15 protein-coding genes are annotated in these 17,100 nt (G+C 70.2%); 9 read left to right on the top strand and 6 right to left on the bottom strand.

The window, feature by feature from the left end:
• Positions 1-52 precede the first annotated feature (52 nt).
• From BLQ76_RS03405 to BLQ76_RS21940, 6 genes are all read right to left on the bottom strand, one after another.
• Entirely contained in the window at positions 53-1,480 is a 1,428-nt protein-coding gene (locus tag BLQ76_RS03405) for an MFS transporter (RefSeq protein ID WP_090668785.1), read from the bottom strand.
• A 126-nt stretch (positions 1,481-1,606) separates the two neighbouring features.
• Complete coding sequence (locus BLQ76_RS03400; protein ID WP_090668783.1) at positions 1,607-3,250, bottom strand: ABC transporter substrate-binding protein; 1,644 nt, start codon at positions 3,248-3,250, stop codon at positions 1,607-1,609.
• The gene (locus BLQ76_RS03395) at positions 3,247-5,670 is read right to left on the bottom strand and encodes a sensor histidine kinase (protein ID WP_090668779.1); all 2,424 of its coding nucleotides are present in this window, start codon (positions 5,668-5,670) and stop codon (positions 3,247-3,249) included. Before BLQ76_RS03395 ends, BLQ76_RS03400 begins: the two co-directional genes overlap by 4 nt.
• A gap of 94 nt (positions 5,671-5,764) precedes the next feature.
• A complete protein-coding gene (locus BLQ76_RS03390; RefSeq protein WP_090668776.1) occupies positions 5,765-6,481 on the bottom strand; it encodes a response regulator in 717 nt (238 codons plus the stop codon).
• Positions 6,478-8,232 (bottom strand): sensor histidine kinase, encoded by a 1,755-nt coding sequence (locus BLQ76_RS03385; RefSeq protein ID WP_090669591.1) that lies wholly within the window; start codon positions 8,230-8,232, stop codon positions 6,478-6,480. Before BLQ76_RS03385 ends, BLQ76_RS03390 begins: the two co-directional genes overlap by 4 nt.
• A gap of 147 nt (positions 8,233-8,379) precedes the next feature.
• Complete coding sequence (locus tag BLQ76_RS21940) at positions 8,380-8,553, bottom strand: hypothetical protein (RefSeq protein ID WP_170842448.1); 174 nt, start codon at positions 8,551-8,553, stop codon at positions 8,380-8,382.
• Positions 8,554-8,910: 357 nt separating this feature from the next.
• On the opposite strand from BLQ76_RS21940, the gene BLQ76_RS03380 reads away from it, so the two are divergent.
• The 9 genes from BLQ76_RS03380 (at position 8,911) to BLQ76_RS03340 (ending at position 16,968) form a co-directional block, all read left to right on the top strand.
• On the top strand, positions 8,911-9,789 hold the full coding sequence (locus tag BLQ76_RS03380) for a mechanosensitive ion channel family protein (RefSeq protein ID WP_139183909.1): 879 nt from the start codon (positions 8,911-8,913) through the stop codon (positions 9,787-9,789).
• A 165-nt stretch (positions 9,790-9,954) separates the two neighbouring features.
• Positions 9,955-10,650, top strand: a complete 696-nt coding sequence (locus BLQ76_RS03375) for a FadR/GntR family transcriptional regulator (RefSeq protein WP_090669588.1) — start codon at positions 9,955-9,957, stop codon at positions 10,648-10,650.
• Positions 10,647-11,822, top strand: coding sequence for a PLP-dependent transferase (locus BLQ76_RS03370; protein WP_090668771.1), 1,176 nt, complete (start codon positions 10,647-10,649; stop codon positions 11,820-11,822). Before BLQ76_RS03375 ends, BLQ76_RS03370 begins: the two co-directional genes overlap by 4 nt.
• 29 nt (positions 11,823-11,851) lie before the next feature.
• A complete protein-coding gene (locus tag BLQ76_RS03365; protein ID WP_090668769.1) occupies positions 11,852-13,138 on the top strand; it encodes an ABC transporter substrate-binding protein in 1,287 nt (428 codons plus the stop codon).
• Between the two features lie 136 nt (positions 13,139-13,274).
• On the top strand, positions 13,275-14,147 hold the full coding sequence (locus tag BLQ76_RS03360; protein ID WP_244519472.1) for a carbohydrate ABC transporter permease: 873 nt from the start codon (positions 13,275-13,277) through the stop codon (positions 14,145-14,147).
• 6 nt (positions 14,148-14,153) lie between these two features.
• Complete coding sequence (locus BLQ76_RS03355) at positions 14,154-14,987, top strand: carbohydrate ABC transporter permease (protein ID WP_090668767.1); 834 nt, start codon at positions 14,154-14,156, stop codon at positions 14,985-14,987.
• A 13-nt stretch (positions 14,988-15,000) separates the two neighbouring features.
• Positions 15,001-16,086, top strand: a complete 1,086-nt coding sequence (locus BLQ76_RS03350) for an ABC transporter ATP-binding protein (RefSeq protein ID WP_090668765.1) — start codon at positions 15,001-15,003, stop codon at positions 16,084-16,086.
• A 147-nt stretch (positions 16,087-16,233) separates the two neighbouring features.
• Positions 16,234-16,653, top strand: a complete 420-nt coding sequence (locus BLQ76_RS03345) for a YbaN family protein (RefSeq protein WP_210184134.1) — start codon at positions 16,234-16,236, stop codon at positions 16,651-16,653.
• 105 nt (positions 16,654-16,758) lie between these two features.
• A complete protein-coding gene (locus BLQ76_RS03340) occupies positions 16,759-16,968 on the top strand; it encodes a cold-shock protein (RefSeq protein ID WP_062013956.1) in 210 nt (69 codons plus the stop codon).
• Positions 16,969-17,100: the final 132 nt, after the last annotated feature.

Genomic DNA, 17,100 nt, shown 5'->3' with positions numbered 1-17,100 from the left:
ATCCGTGGAGCGGGGCGGCGGGAGCCGCCCGGCTGCACGGACCTGCGGCGCTCTATTCGCCCTTGCAGGCGGCGGCAACCTTGGGAGCGGAGACGAGCCACAGGACGAGGCCGCACACGGCAAAGCCGGCAAGCGCCAGATAGGCGGTCGAGAAGCCGAAGCGCTCGACGATCAAGCCGGCGATCGCGGGGCTGAGCGAGGCGCCGACGCCCTGCACCGTCATCACCGCGCCCAGGCCAGCGTTGACGTGGCCCGTGCCGCGCAGGATGCGCGCGACAAGGCCGGGCACGGCAACGCCCAGCAAGCCCGCGCCCACGCCGTCCAGCATCTGCACGGGGATCAGCGCGTAGGGGTTCGGCCACAGGCCGGCGATGAGGCCGCGCACGGGAAGCGCCACGAGCGCGGCCACCAGCAGCAGGAAGTAGCCGCGCCGACCGGCAAATCCGGCGGCGAGCAGCGCCACCGGGATCATGGTGAGCTGCGCGATGATGACGGTCGCCGCCGTGTAGGAGACCGGATCGCTCAGGAGCGATTTGAGGCTCGTCTGCTGCTGGACCGGCTCGGCCGCCGGGCGGCCTGCGGTCGCCTGGCCCGGCGCGATGGCGGTCGCCGTGGCGGTGCCGTTGCCGGCCGGCTGGTTGGCGCTGGGCACGGCCGCGCCGCCGGTCGCGGCCGCATCGGCCGAGCCGGCGCCCGTTTCCTCGGCCACCTGCTGGGCGGCGACCTGCTGACCGAGCAGCGGCAGCATGGCGCCGTTGCCGAAGTGGAAGAGCATTAGGGTTCCGGCCAGGATCAGGAGCGGCGTCGAGCGCCACAGGACACCGAAGCCCGACGGCGCCTCGCGGTCTTGGCCCTCCTGGCGCTCCAGGCCGCGCGCGGCGTCGTGGTCGATATCGTCCGCCTTGATGGTGAGAACCGCGATGATCGAGCCGACCGCCATCAGCGTCATCAGCATGAACACCGCCGGCAGGCCGAACTCGTAGCCGAAGAAGCCGGCACCGGCCGCCGCCACGACGTTGCCGCCATGGTTCCAGGCCTCGTTGCGGCCGAGCTGGGGTGCCAGGCCCTTCTGCCCGACGAGGCCGAGCGTCAGTCCGGCGATGGCCGGGCCGATCGCCGCGCCCGCGATGCCGGTGGCGATCTGCGAGGCCGTGACGAAGGCGAAGCTCGGCACGAAGAGGATCGCGAGCGAGGCGGCGATCACGAGCGCGGCGCAGAAGGCGACCATGAAGCGCTTGGCGCGCGTGGCGTCGGCGAGCGCGCCGAGCGGCGTCGTGGCCAGCATGCCGGCGATGCCGCCGATCGTCATCACGAGGCCGATCGTCGCCGTGTCCCAGCCCCGTCCGATCAGAAAGATGCCGAGAAAGGGTCCCAGGCCGTCGCGAACGTCGGCCAGAAAGAAGTTCACCGCGCCCAGCGCCTTGAGCGAGCGCGAGCGGGCGGGACGGGCGGCGGGTGCCGCGGCCGCGAGTGTGCTCATATCGGTCTCCACCAGGCAGGCTCCCGCGCGCACGTCTCGTGCGTCCGGGCCGAGCCGCTCGCGATAATGTGAGACGGCCGTGGAGGTTGCCCGGCTATCGACCGGACGCGATCATTTTTTGCACGATCAGGGTGCCGTACGATTCCGGCCTGCCGCTGCGTCGGTGCTTCCGGCGAGGTCGACGCCGGTGAAGTTGTGGTAGCCAAGCGGGTCCATCACGAAGTTGCGCACCTCGCGGCGCGCCCCCACCGCAAAGACCGAGTGGGCGATCGGCACCCATGGCGCCTCGTCCCGGAAGATGCGCTCGGCCTCGACATACAGCTCGCGGCGGATCTCCGGATCGGCTCCGGTCCGGGCGCGGCGGACCAGATCGTCGAAGCGCTTGTCGCACCAGCGGGCAATGTTGTTGCCCCCGATACGCGCGGTGTCGCAGCTGAGCAGCGTCGTCATGAAGTTGTCGGGATCGCCGTTGTCGCCGGTCCAGCCGTAGAGCGCGAGCGGCACGTTGCCGTCCTGCATGACCGAGCGGTAGCTGTTCCACTCGGCGGTACGCGGATAGGTGCGGATGCCGAGCTTCTCGAGGTCGGCGCTGATCATGTCGTAGACGCGGATGCCGTTCGGATTGTAGGGGCGCGAGACCGGCGTGTACCAGAGATCGACGTCGAACCCCTTCTCGAGACCCGCCTCGCGCAGGAGCTGGCGGGCCCGTTCGGGATCGTAGGGATAGCCCTTGGCCGTCTCGTCATAGGCCCAGTTGGCGGGCGGCAGCGGGTTGACGGCCTCGACGCCCCCGGCCCCGTAGACGGCGTCGATGATGGCGCGCTTGTCGATGGCGTAGTTCAGCGCCTGGCGCACGCGGCGGTCGTTGAACGGCGGGCGCGACGTGTTGATGGCCATGTAGCCGACGTTGTAGGCCGGGCTCTCGTAGAGCTTGAGCTCGGGATTGGCGCGGATGGCGCGCATGTCCTCGGCGTCGGGATAGGCGCTGGCATGGCACTCGCCGGAGGCGAGCTTGGCCAGGCGCGCCGAGGCGGTGGGCGTGATCGAGAAGACCAGCGTGTCGATGGCCTGCGGGCCGCGCCAGGAGCGATCGAAGACGCGGTAGCGCACCAGAACGTCGGGGCGGAAGTCGACGAAGCGGAAAGGACCCGTGCCGATCGGCTTGGTGTCGATCTCGGCGGGCGTCCCGCGGCGCTGGAGCGTGTCGGCGTACTCCGCCGACAGGATCGACAGGAAGGGCATGGTGAAGTTGGCGAGAAAGGGCGCGTTGGCGTCCCGCAGCCGAATGCGCACCGTCAGCGGGTCGACCGCCTCGACGCTTTCCAGAAGCTCGGGCATGCCGGCGTCCTGGAAGTAGTCGAAGCGCGGCGTCGAGACCGCGTGGAACGGATGGTCGCTCCGCCACTGCCGCTCGATCGAGAAGACGACGTCGGCGGCCTCCAGCGTGCGCGTCGGCTGGAAGATGTCGCTGTCGTGGAACGCGACGCCGGGGCGCAGGTGGAACACGATCTCGCGCCCGTCCGCCGACACGGTCCACGACTCGGCGAGCGCGGGCCGCAGTTGCGTCGTGCCGGGCTCGAACTCCACCAGCGTGTCGAACATCGGCCGCGTGGCGTCCATCGCCGTGCCGGTGATAGCGAGCTGCGGGTTCATCGCCTCCGGGTTGCCCTCCGAGCAGAACACGAAGGTCTTGGCGGCGGCGGGCACGGGCGCGGCGACCAGGAGGCCGAGCGCGCACACGAGCGGCAGGGCGGCGGCATAACGGATCATGCGATAGCGCCTTCGAGCGAGGGGGCGGGAAGCTGGCGGCTGGAGGCTGCGCGATGGGCGTCGGCGGCCCCTTCGGCGGGCTGGCTGGGCGCGGTGAGCGGCAGGTCCAGCGTGAAGGTCGTGCCGCGTCCGACGTCGCTCGTGAAGCGGATCGTGCCGCCCAGCGTCGCGGTCACGAGATTGTAGACGATCTGGAGCCCCAGACCGGTGGAGCCTTCGGCGCGCCGCGTCGTGAAGAAGGGATCGAAGATGTGCGGGCGGTCGGCGGGCGCGATGCCGCGCCCGTCGTCGGAGAAGCGGATGCGGAAACCCTCCGCGCAGCGGCGCGAGATCGCCACGCGCACCTGGCCGCCGTTCCGGTCGGCGAAGGCGTGGGCATAGGCGTTGGACAGGAGGTTGGTGAGAACCTGGGCGAGCGCGCCGGGATAGGAGTCGAGAAGGATGCCCTCCTCGCACGACACCGCGACGTGGTGCCCGCCGCGCCGGCCCATCGGCCCCAGGCTCGTGAAGAGGTCGGCCGCAAAGGCGCCGAGCTCGAAGCGGCGCCGGTCGTCGCTGGTGCGGTCGGCGGCGACCTGCTTGAAGGCGTGGACGAGCTGGGCGGCGCGCTGGACGTTGCTGGTGGTCAGGCGCGCGCCCTCGATCAGGCGCTCCACGAACTCCTCGAAGTCGGCCTGCGTCAACTGCCCCGCGAGTGCCTCGTCGCGGAAGCGCGCCACCTCGCCGCTCATGGCGGTGGAGGTGGTGAGCGCGACGCCGAGCGGGGTATTGATCTCGTGGGCGACGCCGGCGACGAGCTGGCCGAGCGAGGCCAGCTTCTCGGCCTGGATCAGGTCGGACTGCGTGTCGCGCAGGCGGCGCAGGGCGTCGTCGGCATCGTCCTTGGCGCGGCGCAGCGCCGTTTCACGCCGGTTCAGCTCCGACAGGAAGCGGTTCGTGGCGCGCGTCATCGAGCCGACCTCGTCGCGGCGCTCGGTGCCCGGCAGAAGCGCGAGGCCGCCGTTGGCCGCACGGTCGTTCATGTCGTGCTCCAGCCGGCGCAGCGGCAGCGTGATGGAGCGCGCGACCAGGAGGCCGCTGACCGAGGCGAGCAGAAACGCGAGCGCGCCGCCGAGCACCATGATCCGGCGCACCGCCGTGCCGATCTCGTCGGCATGGCGCGACAGCTCGTTGTTGAGGCCGGTCACCTGCAGCAGCATGACGCCCGCCGTGTCGGACATGGCGATCAGGAGCCCGTTCTGCGTGGCGAGCCCCTCGCGCATGGCGTCGAACCCGTCCTGCCACCGCTTGACGGTGTCGATCATGTCGGACTGGATCAGCGGCGAGATCGGCAGCGAGGCGATCTTGTCGCCGATCGTGCGGCTGATTGTGAGCAGGCCCGCCACCTCGGCCGGCGAGCGGCGCTGGAGGACGCCCTCCGAGGTGCGCCCGAGCTTCAGCGTGTCGATGGCGATCGACTGGGTCGCCTGCTCGGTCTCCTGCGCGTTGATCGTGTAGGTCAGGAGATCGCCGATCTCGGTCTGGAGCGCGCGCTGGGCGGTGCCGTTGATCTTCAGCTCGCGGTCGAGCCAGCCGAGAAGCGCCTGCGCGCCCCCCTGCCCGGCGGCGAGCGGGGGCACGCGCTCCGCCGTGATGCCGGCGTTGCGGGCGCGCTGGAGCGCCTCGGCGAGTTGGTCGTAGCCGTTCTGGATGCGGGCGCGCTCGAAGGCATCGCCCGAGACCGGGTCGAGCGCGCCGGCGATCAGCCCGTCGGCCAGCGCCCCGCGCAGCGCCTGCGCGCCGTCCACCACCTCGCGCAGGCGCTGAAGCCGGGCGTCGCGTCCCTCCAGCGTCGTCACGAGGTCGCGGTTGGCGCGCTTCTGGCGGGCGCGCGCCTCGTCGGTCAGAAGCACGAGCTCCTCCAGGCGCCGGTCCATGGACTGGGTCAGCCGGTCGCTGGAGCGGGTCGAGACGGTGAGATCGGCCATCAGGCGCCGGTAGCGCTCGAGCGTGGAGAGCGTGCCCTCGATCGCGGACAGCTGGTCGGGGTCGCGGATGCGCGCGGACAGGTTCTGAAGGCCCGTCGCCGCGCTGGTCACCGAGGCGCTGAAGGCCGAGCCGTAGCGCGCCCGCTCGTTCGCCTGCGCGCGCACGAAGGCATCCTGCGCCGCCATGCCGGAGACGACCTGGCGATAGATCGTGGCGGCCTCCAGCGCGCCGGCGCGCGCCAGGTCCGCCCGGTCGAGGAGCACGATCGAGAGCGCGGCGATCGCGCCGATCGCGAGGATCGGGATCGCCCCCACCAGGAACACGCGATGCGCGATCGTGGGGCGCAACCCGCGCGGCATCCAGCCCAGACCGCGGCCGGCGACGCCACCCGCCACGCGCTTGCGGCGAAACATCTGGAGGGCACGGACGGGAAGGCGGCGGGACAGGATCATGAGGCGGCAGGCGACCGGGCGGGGATCACGAGGAACAGGACCTCATTGTCGCTCGTCCGTGTTTCGTCCCGATTTCGCGATGCAACCGCCCCGCTCATCCGGTGGGCGAGAAGACGTAGCCCGAGCCGCGCACGGTCCGGATCACGGTCGGGTTCTGCGGATCGGGCTCGATCTTCTTGCGGATGCGCGTGATGCGCACGTCGATGGCGCGGTCGAAGGCGTCGGTGTCGCGCGCCGAGGCGAGGTCGAGCAGGCGCTCGCGCGTGAGCACCCGGCGCGGGTTCTCGGCAAAGGCCTTGAGAAGGCTGAACTCGCTGTGGACGAGCTGCACCGCCTGGCCGTCGTCGTCGCACAGGAGCTGCGCCTCGAGGTCCAGCCACTTCGTGCCGAAGCGCACGCGCGGGCGCGGCTCCTCGGGCAGGGCCGCGGCGGCCGCGGCCGTGACCGTGCTGCGGCGGATCACCGAGCGGATGCGGGCCAGCAGCTCGCGCAGCTCGCAGGGCTTGGCGAGGTAGTCGTCGGCGCCGAGCTCCAGACCCACCACGCGGTCGATGAGGCTCGCGGTCGCGGTCAGCATCACCACGGGGATCTGCGTCTCGCCCTTCAGGAAGCGCACGATCGACAAGCCGTCCTCGCCCGGCATGTTGAGGTCGAGCACCACGAGGTCGGGCGTGCGGCGTTCCAGAAGCTGGCGGAAGCTCGCCCCCCCGTCGCACAGCTCGACCTCGTAGCCGTTCATGCGGATGTAGTCGCCGATCATCTCGCGCGTCGGCGCCTCGTCGTCCACCACGACGATCAGGGGCTCGCTCATGGTTGTTCTCGTGTCCTCGTCGGCGTGTCGGTGCCCATCGTGCGATCGACGGGAAGGGTCAGGGTGAAGGCGGCGCCGCCGAGCGGACCGTGCTCGGCGGCCTCGATGCGTCCGCCGTGCAGCTCGGCGATCTTGCGCACGATCGACAGGCCGAGCCCGGTCGCGCTTTCGCCGCCCGTAGGCTGGGCCGACAGGCGCTGGAAGCGGCCGAACAGGCGTGCGACGTCCTCGGGGCGAAGGCCGGGGCCGGAATCGGCCACGGTGATGGCGATCTCGCCCGCCTGCCGGGCGGCCGACACCTCGATGCGCCCGCCGGCCGGCGTGTACTTCACCGCGTTGCCGACGAGATTCTCCACGGCCTCCGCGACGCGGTCGGGATCGCAGCGTGCGCCCAGACCCGGCTCCACGGCGAGCGAGAGCGTCTGCGCCTTGGCCTCGGCGAGGCTTCGCGCGAGTTCCGCCGTGCGCTCCACGATGCGGCCGACATCGGCGGGACGCGCCTCGATCACGATGTCCACCGCGTCGGCCATGGCGTCGTTGAGCGAGCGGTCGAGGATGCGCGTGAGGCGCTGCGCGGCCTCGCGAATGGGGCCGGTCTGCTGCCGGAAGGGGGCGGCGGCCGCCTCGTCCAGCCGGTCGGCCAGCGCCGCCAGCATCTCCGCGCGCCCCATGATGACGCCAAGCGGGTTCTTCAGGTCGTGGGCGATCGTGCCGAGGATCTCGTTCTTGAACGCGTTGACGCGGCGAAGCTGCGCCCCTTGCGCCTCGAGCCGCGCGTTGGCGGTGGCCAGTTCTCCCGTGCGGCGGTGGACGCGCTCCTCCAGCTCCTCGTTGGCAGCCAGGATCTCGGCATGAAGGCGGGCGTTGTCGAAGGCGATGGCGAGCTTGGCGGCGAACACCGCCAGAAGCGAGACCTGCGCCGGGCTCGGCTCGGACGGATTGTCGACGAGCACCAGAAACTCCGACCCGCCCTCGGTCCGCAGGAAGAGGTGCGTCGTGCCGTCCTCGTGGAGGACGCGGCGGTCCTCGGTGGCGAGGCGCTGGAACAAGGCGTCGAAGTCGATCCGCTCGCCCCGTTCCCCCGCGAAGGTTCCGAGCCGGGCAAGGACCGAATGCGCCGCGTTCGCGCTCTCGCGCGCCAGAACGATGCCGGCGGCCTCCAGCGCGAGCAGCGCGTTGAGCTGGAGAAGGACGCCGAGCCCCAGCGTCTCCAGCGAGCGACGCGAGAACAGGTCGGACGAGGCCTGGACGATCAGCTCCAGTCCGCGCCGCGTGTCGTCGAGCCGGCGCAGCTGCTCGAAGGAGCGCAGCGCCGCCGTCAACGCGGTGAACAGGCGCTCGGCGGTCAGCTCGGTCTTAGCCTTGTAGTCGTTGATGTCGTAGTCGACGACGACCTTGTGCTCGGGAGCCTGGCCGGGCTGGCCGGTGCGCAGGATGATGCGCACGAGGTCGTTGCCGAGCTCGTTGCGGATGCGACGGGCCAGCCGCAGCCCGGCGTCCTCGCTCTCCATCACGACGTCGAGCAGCACCACGGCCGTATCGGGATGGGCGCGCAGCGCCTCGAAACCCTCCGTGCCGGAATAGGCGCTGTGGAACTCGAGCCGCCGTCCGTTCAGCGCGAAGCGCTGCAGGGCGAAGCGCGTGCCGTCGTGAACGGCCTGGTCGTCGTCGACGATCAGGAGCTTCCAGCGCGGCAAGGCCGACGCCGGCTCCCGATCGGCCGCGGCGAAACTGATCCATCCATCCCGCATCGTCTTGGCTTCTTGCCCGAAGGCGCCCCTGCCCCATCTTGCCTTGCTTTTGCCACGAAGCATACACGCCTCGATGGCGGGCCGAAAGGGATCGCCCGGCCGCCTTACCTTCCGGAAGGCGGGGCGCGGGCGAGCCCGTCCGTGCCCCTAGAGCGACCGCCGCACGCGGCCGGCCAGGGCACCGTAGTACTCATAGTCGAACTCGCAGGTCGGGGTCGGCCGACCGGGCCTGAGGCCGGCGGCGCCGCGGCCGCCGGCGGAGTGGCGCTCCAGCATCAGGGCGCCGGCACGGTCCAGTCCGGCAAAGATGGTTCTCAACATGACGGCGTCTCCCTTCTGCCTCGCGCTTCCCGCAAGGACCTCGAGGTTCGGGGTGCCCGGCCTCGTCGGGAAGGGTGATTAACGGGGCCTCGTTTCGCCGCTCGGTCGTGCTGGAGCGATTGTGTTTCGTCGAGATTGCGCGCCGGGACCCGGTCGTCACGCCAGGTCCCCGACGTCGCGGCGATGAAAGAAAGGCACCCCACGGGGACGCGACGGCGAAACGCGATCGGGGCGCGACGTCACGTGGACGGCGTCGCGCCGAAACGCCGCCCGCCTAGAGGTTCGGTCCGACCGGGGCGCCATGCCCGGTCACGAACGCCGCCGCTTCCGGCGCCGGCCTTCCCAGGGACCATTCGCATGCTCGCCTTCAGCACCGACCTTCTGTTTCACGGCCCGCTCGCCCCGATCGGCGCCAGCGTCGGCATCCTCGTCGCCGTGGCGGCGACGCGTCGCCTGGCCGCGCGGCACGCGGGGCGCGGCACGGCCGGGCCGCTCGGCGGCGCGGCGCGGCGGCGCCTGCGCCTCCTGAAAGGGGCCTGCGCCCTGGCGGCGCTTCTGGCGCTCGGCCTCGTGTGGCGCGGCGAGATCGGCGCCGCGGCGCTTCAGCTGGCCGCCTTCACCATGGCGATCGTCATGGCGTTCAAGGAGTTGGTGCTGTGCGCGACCGGCTCGCTCCTGCGGGTCGGCGGGGCGATGTACCGGATCGGCGACGTGATCGAGGTCGACGGCATGCTGGGCGAGGTGATCGACGGGACCTGGCTCGCCACCCACGTCGCCGAGATTGAGAGCGACGGCTTCGGCCGCCGCGCGACGGGCCGCTCGCGCGTCCTGCCCAACAGCCGCTTGTTCTCCGCCGACCTGCGGGTCGAGCGCACCGCGGGCGGCTTCGTCTTTCACGCCTTCTCGATCACGAGCGGCGCCGAGACCGACGTCGCGCACGCGCTGCAGGTTCTGGAAACCTCCGTGGACCGGGCGGCGGCGGCCTTCGCCGGTCCGGCGGCCGAGATCGGTGCCGAAGCGGGGCGGCGCCTGCACCGGCCTCTCGACGCGACGCCCGGGCGCGTCGCGCTCGCCACCACGGAGATCGGCCTGCCGCGCTTCGACGTGCTCCTGTTCTGCCCGGCGAACGAGATCCACGCCCTGGAGCGTCGCATCCGCCTCGACCTCGTGGCGAGCACGGCCGCGATCGCGGCCCGACCGGTCTTTGCGGAAGGGCTGCGCCTCGTGGCGGGCTGAGCGGCCGGACGACGCAGCATTCAGGCGGCGGGGCGGGATCGGCGACGGTTCCGCCCCGCCCCGTTTCGGCGGGATCTTTTCCCGTGTGACAGATTGACGACCGAAGCCCGATCGGTAGGATGTCAGACCAATTCGCACGATCTGGATCGCGTCGTCCTGGACAGCTTGCCCGCCCTTCCCCCGGTTGACCGGCTCCGCGACACGGTGGAGGCCATCGGCCGCTTTGCCGAACGCTCGGGCCTCGGCGCGGGCGACCGGCTGCCGACGGAGCGGGCGCTGGCCGAGGCCCTGCGCGTCGGGCGCTCCACGATCCGCGAGGCCATCCGGCAGATGCAGGCGCTCGGCCTCGTCGAGACGCGAAAGGGAAGCGGCTCCTTTCTGCGGCGTCCGCTGACCGCTTCCAGCCGCCACCTTCCCTTGACCATCAACGCGGGCAGCTTGCGCGAGGCCCTGCTTCAAACGCTGGACGTGCGGCGCGGCCTGGAGGCCGAGGCCGGGGCGCTGGCGGCCGAGCGGGCCGGGCGCGACGCGATCGCCGAGATCGAACGCAAGCTCGCGCTCATGGAGGCCGTGCACCTCGAGAAGGGCACGGCGGGGCGCGAGGACCTCGCCTTCCACCTCTCGATCTACGACGCGAGCGGAAACCCGCTGTTCGCCCAGCTTCTGGAGCAGATGCGCGAGGCCTTCGAGAGCTTCTTCGCCAAGCCCTTCGACCGGCCGGACTTCGCGCGCCGCTCCTTTCCCTTTCATCGCGAGCTCTTCGAGGCGATCGCCCGCGGCGACGCGGCGGGGGCCCGCGACAAGACCCTCGCCATCCTCCGCATCGTGGAGGAGGACATCAAGGACATGTCGCAGCCGTGAACGACCTCTCCCCCGACGACGATTTCGAGCACGCCCGCCTGCTTCTCGCCCATGACGAGTCGCACGCCTTCGACGCCGTGGTGCCGCCGATCGCGCAGACCTCGCTCTTCACCTTCGGCTCCTTCCAGGAGATGGAGGAGACCTATCTCGGCCGGCGCGTGCGCCCGACCTATACGCGCGGCCTCAACCCGACCGTGCGCTTCTTCGAGGAGAAGCTCGCCGGGCTCGAGGGAACCGAGGACGCGATGGGGTTCGCGAGCGGCATGGGCGCGATCTCGTCCACGGTGCTCGCCTTCGTGGAGCCGGGCGACCGGATCGTCGCCGTGCGCCACGTTTATCCCGACGCCTACCGCCTGTTCGAAATCCTGCTGCGCCGCCTGAAGGTCGAGGTGACCTATGTCGACGGGCTCGACCACGACGCAGTCGCCAAGGCGCTGCCCGGCGCCAGGCTCTTCTACATGGAGAGCCCGACCAGCTGGGTGATGGACGCCCACGACGTCGGCGCGCTGGCGGGCCTCGCCAGGGATCACGGCGTCATGACGGTGATCGACAACTCGTGGGCGACGCCGGTCTTCCAGAAGCCCGCCCAGCTCGGCGTCGATCTCGTGATCCACTCGGCCTCGAAGTATCTCGGCGGCCATTCCGACGTCGTGGCGGGCGTCGTCGCCGGCACCAGGGCGTCGATCGCGACGATCCGCGCCCACACCTATCCCTATCTCGGCGCCAAGCTGTCGCCCTTCGACGCCTGGCTTCTGGCGCGGGGCCTGCGCACGCTGCCGCTGCGCATGCGCGCCCACGAGGCGGACGCGCTTCTCGTCGCGCGCCATCTCCTGGCGCACGAGGCCGTGGAAAGCGTCCAGCACCCGGGCCTTGGCAACGCGCTGCCGCCGGGCCTCACCGGCACGAGCGGCCTCTTCTCGTTCACGTTCCGCGAGGGGGTCGACGTCGCGCGCTTTGCCGACGCGCTCGAGCTCTTCAAGCTCGGCGTCTCCTGGGGCGGGCATGAGAGCCTGTGCGTGCCCGGGCGCGTCGTGCTCTCGCAGAACCAGGGCCCCAATTCCGGCCACGCCTTCGGCATCTCGCCGCGCTCCGTGCGCCTCCACGTGGGCCTGGAGGGCGCCGGCGCGCTCACGGCCGACCTCGACGCGGCGATCGGCGCCGCGACGCTTTGATTGTCATCTCAACCCCGAAGGAGACCTGCATGACGACTGCCCGATCCGCCACCGCCGCGCTTCTCGCCGCCGCACTCGGCACGACGCTCCTGTCGGGGGCCGCGCTCGCCCAGACGACGCTGAAGCTCACCGAGGTCATCACCAGCCCCGCGCGCACGCAGACGCTGCAGGAGATCGTCAAGACGTTCGAGGCGGCCAACCCTGGCGTGACGGTCGAGATCACCTCGCTGCCCTGGGGCGAGGCCTTCGAGAAGTTCGCCACCACCGTGTCGGCGGGCGAGACGCCGGACGTCGTCGAGATGCCCGATACCTGGGTCGCGCTCTACGCCAAGAACGGGGCGCTGGAGAACCTGGAGCCCTACCTCGCCAAGTGGTCCGGCGCGGCCGACCTCAACGAGCGCGCGCTCCAGTTCGGCCGCATGACCGACGGCAAGACGGCCTACATGCTGCCCTACGGCTTCTATCTCGGCGCCATGTTCTACAACAAGACGCTGTTCAAGGAGGCCGGCATCGCCGAGCCGCCGAAGACCATCGCCGAGTTCCAGGCGGCCTCCGAGGCCGTGTCGAAGCTGCCGGGCAAGACGGGCTACTGCCTGCGCGGCGGACGCGGCGGCCTGAATGACTGGACCGTCTTCATGAACGCCATCGCGGGCGACAACACCTATTTCAAGCCGGACGGCACCTCGACCTTCGCCGACCCCGAGAAGGTGAAGGGCCTCGCCTGGTACGTCGACTACTACAAGAAGGGTCTGGCGCCGAAGGACTCCATCTCCTGGGGCTTCAACGAAACGGTGGCGGGCTTCTATTCCGGCACCTGCGCCATGCTGAACCAGGACCCCGACGCCCTGATCGCCATCTCCGAGCGCATGAAGCCGGAGGAATACGGCGTCGTGCCGCTGCCCAAGGGCGAGGCGGGCAAGGCGTTTCCGGTGATCGGCTACGCCGGCTGGTCGATGTTTGCCAACTCCGAGAACAAGGAGATGGCCTGGAAGCTGATCGAGACGCTGGAGGGCACGCAGGGCAACGTCGCCTGGAACAAGCGCACCGGCGCCCTGCCGGCGCTCAAGAGCGCCGAGAACGACCCGTTCTACGCCAGCGACGCCTTCAAGGGCTGGTTCGATAGCTTGCGCGATCCCAACATCGTGCCGACCTCGCTGCCGAGCTACCTCGAGGAGTTCGCCTACTTCAAGGACAGCCTCGTGCCCACCTCCTCGCAGCGCGCGCTGCTCGGCGAGATCACAGCGGAAGAGATGGCCAAGGAGTGGGCGGACTACCTGACCGCCGCCCAGCAGAAGTACATGGCCACCGCGCAGTAAGCCTGCCGATCCGCACGGGGCGGCGCGAACAGTCGCGCCGCCTCCCGTTTCGTTCGAAGCTCCAAGGATCGCCGTGACCCTGACCGCCGCCCTCAAGGCCAAGCCCGGTGCCAGGCCGAGGACGAGTTCGCATCTCCTGCGACGCGCCGAGCCCTATCTCTACGCCGCGCCCGCGCTCGTCCTGATCGCCGCCGTGATGCTGGTGCCGCTCGTGATCGGCATCTCCTACGCCTTTCGCGACATCCGCATCCTCAACCCCTTCTCGGGCGGCTTTGTCGGTCTCAAGCACTTCGTGGCGCTCTGGAGCGACCGCAACTTCTGGACGGCACTCGACAACACGCTCTGGTGGACCGCCTCCTCGGTCGCGCTCCAGTTCGCGCTCGGCCTGACGCTGGCGCTTCTCCTGAACCGGCCCTTTCCCGGCCGTGCGGTGGCGCAGGCGCTGTGCTTCGTACCCTGGGCCGTGCCGACGTTTCTCGGCGGCCTCGACTGGGCCTGGCTGTTCAACCCCGTGGTCGGGCCGCTGCCGCACTGGCTGGCCGCGCTCGGCATCCTGGACGCGCCCGTCAACATCCTCGCCGACCCTCAGCTCGCCCTGATCGGGCCGATCGTCGCCAACGTGTGGTGGGGCATTCCCTTCTTCGCGATCACCATGCTGGCGGCGCTCCAGTCGATCCCGCGCGACATCTACGAGGCCGCCTCGATCGACGGCGCGGGACCGGTTCGCCAGTTCCTGTCGATCACGCTGCCCTTTCTCGCCCCCACCATGGCGATCACCATCCTCCTGCGCACGGTCTGGGTCGCGAACTTTGCCGACCTCATCGTGGTGATGACCGGCGGCGGCCCCGCCGACCGGACGCAGATCGTGGCGAGCTACATCTTCACCACCGCCTTCCGGAAGCTCGACTTCGGCTACGCCTCCGCAATCTCGCTGGTGCTCCTGGCGCTGCTCCTCGTCTACTCGCTGCTTCTGGTGTCCCTGCGCCAGATGCTCCTGAACAAGGACTGAGCCGCCATGCGCGCTTCCCGGATCGCCGGCACGCTCGCCCATCGCCTGGGCGTCCTCGTCTTCGTCGTCTTCGCCCTGTTCCCCTTGTTCTGGCTGCTCAAGGTCTCGCTGACGCCCAACGACCTCATGTATTCGGAAGGCGTGCGGCTCTGGCCCTCGCGCGTCAGCCTCGAGCACTTCCGCTTCGTGCTGGAGAACTCGAACTTCCCGCTCTTCTTCCGCAACAGCCTGATCGTGTCGCTGTCGACGGCGGCGATCGTGACGGTGATCGCCGCGCTCGGCGGCTACGCCTTTTCGCGCTTCCGCTTCCGCGGCAAGCTGGTCGTCACGGGCCTGCTTCTGGTCACCCAGATGTTTCCGCTCGTCATGCTGATCGCCCCGATCTTCCGCATGATGTCGACGCTCGGGCTCACCAACTCGCTGTCCGGCCTCGTGATCGTCTACACAGCCTTCAACGTGCCCTTCGCGATCTTCCTGATGCAGAGCTTCTTCGACGCCATCCCGCGCGACCTCGAGGAGGCCGCCGAGATCGACGGGGCCAGCCGCTTCCGAGCGTTTCGCGAGATCATCGTACCGCTCACCCTGCCCGGCATGGCGGCGACGCTCGGCTTCGTCTTCACGGCCGCCTGGAGCGAGCTTCTCTTCGCGCTGATGCTGGTGTCCAAGGCCGACGCCTCGACCTTCCCGGTCGGGCTCCTGTCCTTCGTCTCGAAGTTCGGCGTCGACTTCGGGCAGATGATGGCGGCCGGCGTCCTCGCGCTGATCCCCGCCGTCCTGTTCTTTCTCCTGATCCAGCGCTTCCTGGTCGCGGGCCTTACGGCCGGCGCGGTGAAGGGCTGAGGGAACCGCTTCCATGGCCACGATCGACATCCGCTCCGTCCGCAAGTCCTACGGCCCCGTCACCGTCCTGCGCGAGGTGGACCTGGCGATCCGCTCCGGCGAGTTCGTGGTTCTGGTCGGCCCGTCGGGCTGCGGGAAGTCGACGCTCCTGCGCATGATCGCGGGGCTGGAGGAGGTGACGGGCGGCGAGATCGCCATCGCCGGTACCCGCGTCAACGACGTGCCGCCGCGCGACCGGAACCTCGCCATGGTGTTCCAGTCCTACGCGCTCTATCCGCACATGAGCGTCGAGGACAACATGAGTTACGCGCTCAAGCTCCGGCGCACCCCGCGCGAGCGCATCCGGGACGCGGTCGCTGGCGCCGCCGACAAGCTCGGCCTCACCGCCCTGACCAAGCGCCGCCCCAAGGCCCTGTCGGGCGGTCAGCGCCAGCGTGTCGCCATGGGCCGCGCCATCGTGCGCGAGCCCGCCGCCTTCTTGTTCGACGAGCCGCTGTCCAACCTCGACGCGCGCCTGCGCGAGCACATGCGCGCCGAGATCAAGAAGCTCCATGCCGAGCTCGGCGCGACCTCGATCTACGTCACGCACGACCAGATCGAGGCGATGACGCTCGCCGACCGCATCGTCGCCATGGAGGGCGGCGAGATCCGCCAGATCGGCACGCCGGCCGAGCTCTACGAGCGCCCGGCCAACCGCTTCGTCGCCGGCTTCATCGGCTCGCCCGCCATGAACTTCGTGTCGGGCACATCGCGCCGCGTGTCGGGTGCGGCGCTTCTGGATCTGGGCGAGGGCACGAGCCTGCCGCTGCCGCCGGGCACGCCCGAGAACCGGCGCCTCGTCGCCGGCATCCGGCCCGAGCACGTTCTGGTCGGCACCTCCGCAGACGAACAGGGCGCGCTTCGCCTTCCCATCGACCTCGTGGAGCCGACGGGCCTCGGCACGATCGTTCATGCCCGGCTCGGCGCGCATGCGCTCAAGGCCTTCGTGATGGGACCGCCCCCCGGACTGGCGGGCGAGCGCGTCGCCTGGCGCCTGCCGCCCGAGCGGCTGCATCTGTTCGACGAGGCGAGCGGCGAGCGGGTCGAGCCGCTGCACTGACGAGCCGCCGCCCTCAAGCTGCGGCCGCCGGCGCGGCGAACGGCCGGGAACAGGCACGCCGTGCCCGACGGCACCGCACCTTGCCGTGCGATCCTGCGGCACCCATAACGGGGCACGGCGCGCCGCGCCCCTTGCGATCTCGGACCCTTGACCGCTTCACGCCCGTCCCCGAGCGACCCCGATCCTTCCGCCGGCCCGGTGCGCAGCCCCGCGCTGCGGCGTCTCTACAAGGCGCTGGGGCTGCTGTTTCTCGGATTAGCGATCGCGGGCGTCGTGCTGCCCGGCCTGCCGGCGACGCCCTTCGCGCTGCTCGGCGCCTGGGCCTTCCGGCGCGGCTCGCCCGAATGGGCAGCGCGCCTCGACAACCACCCGCGCTTCGGCCCTTCGCTCCGGGCATGGCGCGAGCGGCGCGCGGTGCCGCGCCGCGCCAAGGTCCTGGCGGTCCTGTCGATGGGCGCGAGCTGGCTCCTGCTGTGGGCCGGCGGGGCGCCGATTCCGGTGCTCGGGCTCGTCGCGATCACCCTGATCCTGACCTCGACCTATCTTCTGTCGCGCCCGGCCGCGTGAAGACTCTTGTAATTCTTTGCAACTCCTCCATTGCTTCCCCGTTCACAATCCCGCATGAAGGATGCAGGCGGATGAGTGTCCGCCCGGGAACAATGGAAAAGTTTAATGGCCATCGGCACTGTGAAGTTCTTCAACGCGGATAAGGGCTTCGGTTTCATCACGCCCGACAACGGCGGAAAGGACGTCTTCGTCCACATCTCCGACGTCGAGCGTTCCGGCATGACCTCGCTGAAGGACAACCAGAAGGTCTCCTTCGACACGCAGGACGACACGCGCGGCAAGGGCCCCAAGGCCGTCAACCTGAAGTCGGCCTGACCTTACGCTCTGCTTTCGCATCGGCTGTTTGGCCGCAGCAAGTTCGAAAAGCCCCGCTCCGGCGGGGCTTTTTCGTTTGCACGAGGGCTACGGCCGCCTTTGCTCGCACGCGAGCTTTCTTGACGTTTTCGT

This window comes from Aureimonas jatrophae, assembly GCF_900104035.1.
GTDB lineage: Bacteria > Pseudomonadota > Alphaproteobacteria > Rhizobiales > Rhizobiaceae > Aureimonas > Aureimonas jatrophae.
Note: the sequence above shows the minus strand (reverse complement) of the source record. Positions and strands in the feature narration are given on the sequence as shown.